This window comes from Klebsiella sp. HMSC16A12, assembly GCF_001808265.1.
GTDB classification, from domain to species: domain Bacteria; phylum Pseudomonadota; class Gammaproteobacteria; order Enterobacterales; family Enterobacteriaceae; genus Klebsiella; species Klebsiella pneumoniae.
Genome location: NZ_KV792590.1, coordinates 1 through 8,964 on the forward strand (window position 1 = coordinate 1; position 8,964 = coordinate 8,964).

The 8,964-nt window shown below is 59.0% G+C and carries 6 protein-coding genes; all 6 read left to right on the forward strand.

Annotated elements, in window-relative coordinates:
* A partial coding sequence (gene ftsK / locus HMPREF3140_RS10115) for a DNA translocase FtsK (protein WP_077270452.1) occupies positions 1-2,691 on the forward strand: 2,691 nt, incomplete at its 5' end.
* 122 nt (positions 2,692-2,813) lie between these two features.
* Positions 2,814-3,425 (forward strand): outer membrane lipoprotein periplasmic chaperone LolA, encoded by a 612-nt coding sequence (gene lolA / locus HMPREF3140_RS10120; protein ID WP_002898132.1) that lies wholly within the window; start codon positions 2,814-2,816, stop codon positions 3,423-3,425.
* A gap of 8 nt (positions 3,426-3,433) precedes the next feature.
* Positions 3,434-4,777 (forward strand): replication-associated recombination protein RarA, encoded by a 1,344-nt coding sequence (rarA, locus tag HMPREF3140_RS10125; RefSeq protein WP_032411189.1) that lies wholly within the window; start codon positions 3,434-3,436, stop codon positions 4,775-4,777.
* Between the two features lie 90 nt (positions 4,778-4,867).
* Positions 4,868-6,160, forward strand: a complete 1,293-nt coding sequence (gene serS, locus HMPREF3140_RS10130) for a serine--tRNA ligase (RefSeq protein ID WP_002898139.1) — start codon at positions 4,868-4,870, stop codon at positions 6,158-6,160.
* 200 nt (positions 6,161-6,360) lie between these two features.
* Positions 6,361-8,799, forward strand: coding sequence for a dimethylsulfoxide reductase subunit A (dmsA, locus tag HMPREF3140_RS10135; protein ID WP_032411191.1), 2,439 nt, complete (start codon positions 6,361-6,363; stop codon positions 8,797-8,799).
* Positions 8,800-8,809: 10 nt separating this feature from the next.
* On the forward strand, positions 8,810-8,964 hold a 155-nt coding region (locus HMPREF3140_RS10140; protein WP_175437603.1), incomplete at its 3' end, for a 4Fe-4S binding protein.

Below are 8,964 nucleotides of genomic sequence, written 5' to 3' on the forward strand. Positions count from 1 at the left end.
CAGCAGCCGGCTTACGATCCGCATGCCGGTCAGCCCGCGCCGCAGACCTACCAGCAGCCGGCTTACGACCCGCATGCCGGCCAGCCCGCGCCGCAGCCGTATCAGCCGGAGCCAGCGGCGTATCAGCCGCAAAGCGCGCCAGTTCCCCCACCGGAGCCAGAGCCCGAGGTCGTGCAGGAGGAAGTGAAACGTCCGCCGCTCTATTATTTCGAGGAAGTGGAAGAGAAGCGGGCGCGCGAACGCGAGCTGTTGGCCTCTTGGTATCAGCCAATTCCTGAGCCGGAAAGTCCGATTGCCACTAAACCGCTGACGCCGCCGACCACTGCGTCCAAACCGCCAGTGGAGACAACCGTAGTCTCTGCGGTAGCGGCTGGGGTGCATCAGGCTACCGCCGCCAGCGGCGGCGCGGCGGCAGCAACCTCGTCCACTGCCGCATCCGCTGCGGCTACGCCATTGTTCAGCCCGGCGTCCAGTGGCCCAAGGGTTCAGGTGAAAGAGGGCATCGGTCCAAAACTACCGCGGCCCAATCGCGTGCGTGTTCCTACGCGTCGGGAACTGGCCTCCTACGGCATCAAGCTACCGTCGCAGCGGGAGGCGGAACAGCGCGCGCGGCAGGCGGAGCGCGATCCGCATTATGATGATGAGCTGCTCTCGGATGAGGAAGCGGATGCTATGGAGCAGGATGAACTGGCTCGCCAGTTCGCCGCCACCCAGCAGCAGCGCTACGGTCATCGCTGGGAAGACGATAACGCGACTGATGACGATGAGGCCGACGCCGCGGCGGAAGCGGAGCTGGCGCGTCAGTTTGCCGCTACCCAGCAGCAGCGGTACGCTACCGAGCAGCCGCCGGGCGCCAACCCGTTCTCGCCGGCAGATTATGAATTCTCGCCGATGAAAACGTTGGTCAATGACGGCCCGAGCGAACCGCTGTTTACGCCGACGCCGGAAGTCCAGCCGCAGCAGCCGGCCCAGCGCTATCAACAACCGGCGGCCGCTCCGCGGCAGAGTTATCAGCCTGCGCAGCATCAGCCGATACACCATCAGCCTGTGCCGCCGCAGCCGCAGTCCTATCCGACTGCGTCGCAGCCCGTACAGCCGCAACAACCGGTTGCCCCGCAGGGGCATCAGCCTGCCGCCCCTGCGCCGCAGGAGAGCCTGATCCACCCGCTGCTGATGCGCAATGGCGATAGTCGACCGCTGCAAAAGCCGACCACGCCACTGCCGTCGCTGGATCTGCTTACCCCGCCGCCGAGTGAAGTCGAGCCGGTGGATACCTTTGCTCTCGAGCAGATGGCACGCCTGGTGGAAGCGCGACTCGCCGATTTCCGCATTAAAGCGGATGTGGTGAACTACTCACCGGGGCCGGTGATCACCCGCTTCGAACTGAATCTGGCGCCTGGCGTTAAGGCCGCACGGATCTCTAACCTGTCACGGGACCTGGCGCGATCGCTGTCAACGGTCGCCGTGCGCGTGGTGGAGGTGATCCCGGGCAAACCGTATGTCGGGCTTGAGCTGCCGAATAAAAAACGCCAGACCGTCTACCTGCGTGAAGTGCTCGACAACGCCAAGTTCCGTGATAACCCATCTCCGCTCACCGTGGTGCTGGGTAAAGACATCGCTGGCGATCCGGTAGTAGCCGATCTGGCGAAAATGCCGCATCTGCTGGTGGCCGGTACCACCGGTTCCGGTAAGTCTGTTGGCGTCAACGCCATGATCCTCAGCATGCTCTACAAGGCGCAGCCGGAAGATGTGCGTTTCATTATGATCGACCCGAAAATGCTCGAGCTGTCGGTCTATGAAGGAATTCCGCACCTGCTGACGGAAGTGGTCACCGACATGAAAGACGCCGCCAATGCGCTGCGCTGGAGCGTCAATGAGATGGAGCGCCGCTACAAGCTGATGTCGGCGCTGGGCGTGCGTAACCTCGCGGGCTACAACGAGAAGATCGCCGAAGCCGCGCGCATGGGACGTCCGATCCCGGATCCGTACTGGAAGCCTGGCGACAGCATGGACGCCGTACATCCGGTGCTGGAAAAACTGCCGTACATCGTGGTGCTGGTGGATGAATTCGCCGATCTGATGATGACCGTCGGCAAAAAGGTGGAAGAGCTGATCGCTCGCCTGGCGCAGAAAGCGCGCGCGGCGGGGATCCACCTGGTGCTGGCGACACAGCGTCCGTCGGTAGATGTTATTACCGGCCTGATTAAGGCCAACATCCCGACGCGCATCGCCTTTACCGTGTCGAGTAAAATTGACTCACGTACCATTCTCGATCAGGGCGGCGCGGAATCGCTGCTGGGTATGGGGGATATGCTTTACTCCGGGCCGAACTCTACCACGCCGGTGCGTGTCCACGGGGCGTTTGTGCGCGACCAGGAAGTCCACGCCGTGGTTCAGGACTGGAAAGCCCGCGGTCGCCCGCAATATGTGGATGGCATTACCTCCGACAGCGAAAGCGAAGGCGGCGGTGGCGGCTTCGACGGCGGGGAAGAGCTGGATCCGTTGTTCGATCAGGCAGTCAACTTTGTGACCGAGAAGCGCAAAGCGTCGATTTCCGGGGTTCAGCGTCAGTTCCGCATCGGCTATAACCGTGCCGCGCGTATTATCGAACAGATGGAAGCGCAGGGTATCGTCAGCGAGCAGGGCCATAACGGTAACCGCGAAGTGCTGGCGCCGCCGCCCTTTGAATGAGTGCAAAGTTGGGTAAATAAGCGCAAAATCAGCCAATTCTTCTGTCCCGCCGCCGCCGGCGGTCCTACAGTAGGGGCAGAAGAGGCTCCCGCGTCGGGAGTGACGCACATTAAGGAAGAACAATGAAAAAACTCGCAATCACCTGTGCATTACTGTCTGGTATGGTCGTCAGCCAGGTCTGGGCAGATGCGGCCAGCGACTTAAAAAGCCGTCTTGATAAAGTGAGCAGCTTCCATGCCAGCTTCACGCAAAAAGTCACCGACGGCAGCGGTAACGCCGTGCAGGACGGGCAGGGAGACCTGTGGGTGAAACGCCCGAACCTGTTTAACTGGCATATGACCCAGCCGGATGAGAGCGTCCTCGTTTCGGATGGTAAAACGCTGTGGTTCTATAACCCGTTCGTCGAGCAGGCCACGGCGACCTGGCTGAAAGACGCCACCAGCAACACGCCGTTTATGCTGATTGCCCGCAACCAATCCAGCGACTGGCAGCAATATAATATCAAGCAAAATGGCGATGATTTTGTGCTGACGCCAAAAAGCGGCAGCGGCAACCTCAAGCAGTTCACGATCAACGTCGGTCGGGACGGCACTATCCATCAGTTCAGCGCCGTCGAGCAGGATGATCAGCGCAGCAGCTATCAGCTGAAATCGCAGCAGAACGGCGCCGTCGACGCAGCTAAGTTCACCTTTACGCCGCCGAAAGGGGTGACGGTGGACGATCAACGTAAGTAGAGGCGAAAGTGAGCAATCTGTCGCTCGATTTTTCCGACAACGCGTTTCAACCTCTGGCCGCTCGCATGCGGCCAGAAAATTTAGCGCAGTATATTGGCCAGCAGCACCTGCTGGCGCCGGGTAAACCCCTGCCGCGGGCCATTGAGGCCGGGCACCTGCATTCGATGATCCTCTGGGGGCCGCCGGGTACCGGCAAGACCACTCTGGCGGAAGTGATTGCCCGCTACGCCAGCGCCGATGTCGAACGGATCTCAGCGGTAACCTCCGGGGTGAAAGAGATTCGCGAGGCTATTGAGCGCGCGCGGCAAAATCGCAACGCCGGCCGGCGGACCATCCTGTTTGTTGACGAAGTGCATCGCTTTAATAAAAGCCAGCAGGATGCCTTTCTGCCGCATATTGAAGACGGCACCATTACTTTTATTGGCGCGACCACCGAAAACCCCTCCTTTGAGCTTAACTCGGCGCTGCTCTCCCGCGCTCGCGTCTACTTACTGAAATCGCTCACCACCGACGATATCGAGCGGGTGCTTGACCAGGCGATGAACGATAAAACCCGCGGCTACGGCGGCCAGGATATCATTTTGCCGGATGAGACCCGCAGGGCCATTGCCGAGCTAGTGAACGGCGACGCGCGGCGAGCGCTGAATACCCTGGAAATGATGGCCGATATGGCCGAAAGCGATGACTCGGGCAAGCGGGTGCTGAAGGCGGAACTGCTGACCGAGATCGCCGGCGAGCGCAGCGCGCGCTTTGATAACAAAGGCGACCGGTTCTACGATTTGATTTCTGCTCTGCATAAGTCGGTGCGCGGTAGCGCGCCGGATGCGGCACTTTACTGGTATGCGCGGATCATCACCGCCGGCGGCGATCCGCTGTACGTTGCCCGCCGCTGCCTGGCGATTGCCTCGGAAGATGTCGGCAACGCCGACCCACGGGCGATGCAGGTCGCTATTTCGGCGTGGGATTGCTTTACCCGCGTCGGGCCGGCGGAAGGCGAACGGGCGATTGCCCAGGCCATTGTCTATCTGGCCTGCGCGCCGAAAAGCAACGCGGTGTACACCGCCTTCAAAGCGGCGCTGGCCGACGCGCGGGACCGCCCAGACTATGACGTTCCGGTGCATCTGCGCAATGCGCCGACGAAGCTGATGAAAGAGATGGGCTACGGCCAGGGGTATCGTTACGCTCATGACGAACCTAACGCCTATGCCGCCGGCGAGCAGTATTTCCCGCAGGAAATGGCGCAAACGCGCTATTATCACCCGACAAACCGGGGGCTTGAGGGTAAAATTGGCGAAAAGCTCGCCTGGCTCGCTGAACAGGATCAAAATAGCCCGATAAAACGCTACCGCTAATTGAGGCGTTGCGGTAAGGTTATTACACTATTTCCGTGGTCGTAGTCTGCGGCCACTTTTCTTTTTTAATTCGATAAGCACAGGATAAGCATGCTCGATCCCAATCTGCTGCGTACCGAGCCAGACGCAGTCGCAGAAAAACTGGCACGCCGGGGCTTTAAGCTGGATGTAGATAAACTTCGCGCGCTTGAAGAGCGTCGTAAAGTTCTGCAGGTGCAAACGGAAAACCTGCAGGCGGAGCGTAACTCCCGATCGAAATCCATTGGCCAGGCGAAAGCGCGCGGGGAAGACATCGAGCCATTACGCCTGGAAGTTAACAAGCTTGGCGAACAACTGGATGCTGCAAAATCCGAGCTGGAAACGCTGCTGGCGGAAATTCGCGATATCGCGCTGGCGATCCCGAATATTCCTCATGATGATGTGCCGGTTGGTCGCGACGAAAACGACAACGTTGAAGTTAGCCGCTGGGGTACGCCGCGTCAGTTCGATTTCGAGGTGCGCGATCATGTGACGCTGGGTGAAATGCACGGGGGGCTGGATTTTGCCGCCGCCGTTAAGCTCACCGGCTCGCGCTTCGTGGTGATGAAAGGGCAGCTGGCCCGTCTGCACCGCGCCCTGGCGCAGTTCATGCTGGATCTGCACACCGAACAGCATGGCTACAGCGAAAACTATGTCCCGTACCTGGTAAACCAGGACACCCTGTATGGCACTGGCCAGCTGCCGAAATTCGCCGGCGACCTGTTCCATACCCGTCCGCTGGAAGAAGAGGCTGACAGCAGCAACTACGCGCTGATCCCGACGGCGGAAGTGCCGCTGACCAACCTGGTGCGCGATGAAATCATCGACGAAGACGATCTGCCGATCAAAATGACCGCCCATACGCCGTGCTTCCGCTCTGAAGCCGGTTCCTATGGCCGCGACACCCGCGGTCTGATCCGTATGCACCAGTTCGATAAAGTTGAAATGGTGCAGATCGTCCGCCCGGAAGACTCTATGGCCGCGCTGGAAGAGATGACCGGTCACGCCGAGAAAGTGCTGCAGCTGCTGGGCCTGCCGTACCGTAAGGTCGCGCTGTGCACCGGCGATATGGGCTTCAGCGCCTGCAAAACCTATGACCTCGAAGTATGGGTTCCGGCGCAAAACACTTATCGTGAGATCTCCTCCTGCTCCAACGTCTGGGATTTCCAGGCGCGTCGTATGCAGGCTCGCTGCCGCAGCAAGTCCGATAAGAAGACCCGTCTCGTTCATACCCTGAATGGTTCTGGCCTGGCAGTAGGTCGTACGCTGGTGGCGCTGATGGAAAACTATCAGCAGGCTGATGGCCGTATCGAGATCCCGGAAGTGCTGCGCCCGTATATGCGCGGCCTCGAATATATCGGCTAAACTTCTCACTCCTTCTTTTAAAAGCGCCTGCGGGCGCTTTTTTTACGCCCTTATTGATACCGGGCAATAATCCTTGCCGCGAATGCAGTGATACTCCCTTTGGGTTAAACCAGCATAAAAAACCAATAATATCGCAAAGCATTATATATATGTCTATATAACGCTTGTCAGTTTATTGTGAGCAACCAAAGCGAGTATCCATGAAAATTAAAGCCCCTGATGCTTTACTGGCTGCTGAGGTAAGCCGCCGTGGTCTGATGAAAACCACGGCAATAGGCGGCCTGGCGCTGGCCAGCAACGCACTAACGTTACCCTTTACCCGACTGTCGCATGCTGCCGATACGCCGGCGCCCGCCAGTGAGAAGGTGGTCTGGAGCGCCTGCACCGTCAACTGCGGTAGCCGTTGCCCGCTGCGCATGCACGTGGTGGATGGCGCGATTAAATACGTCGAAACCGATAATACCGGTGATGATAACTATGACGGTTTGCACCAGGTCCGCGCCTGCCTGCGTGGGCGTTCAATGCGCCGCCGAGTCTATAATCCGGACCGTCTGAAGTACCCGATGAAGCGCGTTGGTAAACGCGGTGAGGGCAAGTTCGAGCAAATCAGCTGGGAAGAGGCGTTGGATACCATCGCCAGCAATATGCAGCGGCTGATTAAAGAGTACGGCAACGAATCCATCTATCTGAACTACGGCACCGGCACGCTCGGCGGGACGCTGACCCGCTCCTGGCCGCCGGGGAAAACGCTGATTGCCCGTCTGATGAACTGCTGCGGTGGCTATCTCAACCATTATGGCGACTATTCATCAGCGCAGATTGCTGCCGGTCTGAATTACACCTACGGCGGCTGGGCGGACGGCAACAGCCCATCGGATATTGAAAACAGTCAGCTGGTGGTGCTGTTCGGCAATAACCCCGGCGAAACGCGGATGAGCGGCGGCGGGGTGACGTACTACCTTGAACAGGCGCGGCAGAAATCCAATGCCCGGATGATAATCATCGATCCGCGCTATACCGACACCGGCGCCGGGCGTGAAGATGAATGGATCCCGATTCGTCCTGGGACCGATGCGGCACTGGTTTCGGGCCTCGCGTGGGTGATGATCACCGAGAATCTGGTCGATCAGCCGTTCCTCGATAAATACTGTGTGGGATACGACGAGAAAACGCTGCCCGCCGGTGCGCCAGCCAATGGTCATTACAAAGCTTACATTCTTGGCCAGGGCACTGACGGTATCGCCAAAACGCCGGAGTGGGCCTCGACGATTACCGGTATTCCGCGCGAACGCATTGTTAAACTGGCGCGCGAAATTGCCACCGCCAAACCGGCCTATATTAGCCAGGGCTGGGGTCCGCAGCGTCACGCCAACGGTGAGATCGCCACCCGCGCCATCTCAATGCTCGCCATTCTGACGGGTAACGTCGGGATCAACGGTGGCAATAGCGGGGCGCGCGAGGGCTCGTATAGTCTGCCTTTTGAGCGTATGCCGACGCTGGAGAATCCGGTTGAGACCAGTATCTCGATGTTTATGTGGACCGATGCGATTGAGCGCGGCCCGGAAATGACCGCTCTGCGCGACGGCGTACGCGGTAAAGATAAGCTCGACGAGCCGATCAAAATGATCTGGAACTATGCGGGCAACTGTCTGATTAACCAGCATTCTGAGATCAACCGGACCCACGAAATCCTGCAGGACGACAAGAAATGCGAGATGATTGTGGTCATTGACTGCCATATGACCTCCTCGGCGAAATACGCTGATATTCTGCTGCCGGACTGTACCGCCTCCGAGCAGATGGATTTCGCGCTGGATGCCTCCTGCGGCAACATGTCCTACGTTATCTTTGCCGATCAGGCCATCAAGCCGCGCTTTGAATGCAAAACCATCTATGAGATGACCAGCGAACTGGCAAAGCGTCTGGGCGTCGAAGAGCAGTTTACCGAGGGCCGTACCCAGGAAGGCTGGATGCGCTATCTGTATGAGCAGTCGCGCAAAGCGATTCCCGACCTGCCGGATTTCGACACCTTCCGTCAGCAGGGCATCTATAAGCAGCGCGATCCGCAAGGTCATCATGTGGCCTACAAAGCCTTCCGTGAGGATCCGCAGGCTAATCCGCTGACCACGCCTTCGGGCAAGATCGAAATTTACTCGCAGGATCTGGCGAAAATCGCGGCTACCTGGGAGCTGCCGGAAGGGGATGTTATCGATCCGCTGCCGATCTACACCCCGGGTTTCGAAAACTACAACGATCCGCTGACAGAGAAATACCCGCTACAGCTCACCGGCTTCCACTATAAATCTCGCGTCCACTCGACCTACGGCAACGTCGATGTGCTGAAGGCCGCCTGTCGGCAGGAGATGTGGATTAACCCGATCGATGCCCGCAAGCGCGGCATTGCCAACGGCGATCGTATTCGCATCTTCAACGATCGGGGTGAAGTGCATATCGAAGCGAAGGTGACGCCGCGCATGATGCCGGGCGTCGTCGCGCTGGGGGAAGGGGCCTGGTACAACCCGGACGCCTCGCGTGTGGATCAGGCGGGCAGCATCAACGTGCTGACCACCCAGCGTCCGTCGCCGCTGGCGAAGGGAAACCCGTCGCATACCAACCTCGTTCAGGTTGAGAAGCTGTAAGGAGTAACCGATGACAACTCAGTATGGATTTTTTATTGATTCCGCCCGTTGCACCGGTTGCAAAACCTGCGAACTGGCCTGTAAGGACTACAAGAACCTGACCCCGGAGGTCAGCTTCCGCCGCATCTATGAATATGCCGGCGGCGACTGGCAGGAGAACAACGG

Excerpts from the sequence above, each read along its gene's own strand:
- lolA (WP_002898132.1), top strand. The coding sequence starts at position 2,814 with ATGAAAAAACTCGCAATCACCTGTGCATTACTGTCTGGTATGGTCGTC.
- serS (WP_002898139.1), top strand. The coding sequence starts at position 4,868 with ATGCTCGATCCCAATCTGCTGCGTACCGAGCCAGACGCAGTCGCAGAA.
- dmsA (WP_032411191.1), top strand. The coding sequence starts at position 6,361 with ATGAAAATTAAAGCCCCTGATGCTTTACTGGCTGCTGAGGTAAGCCGC.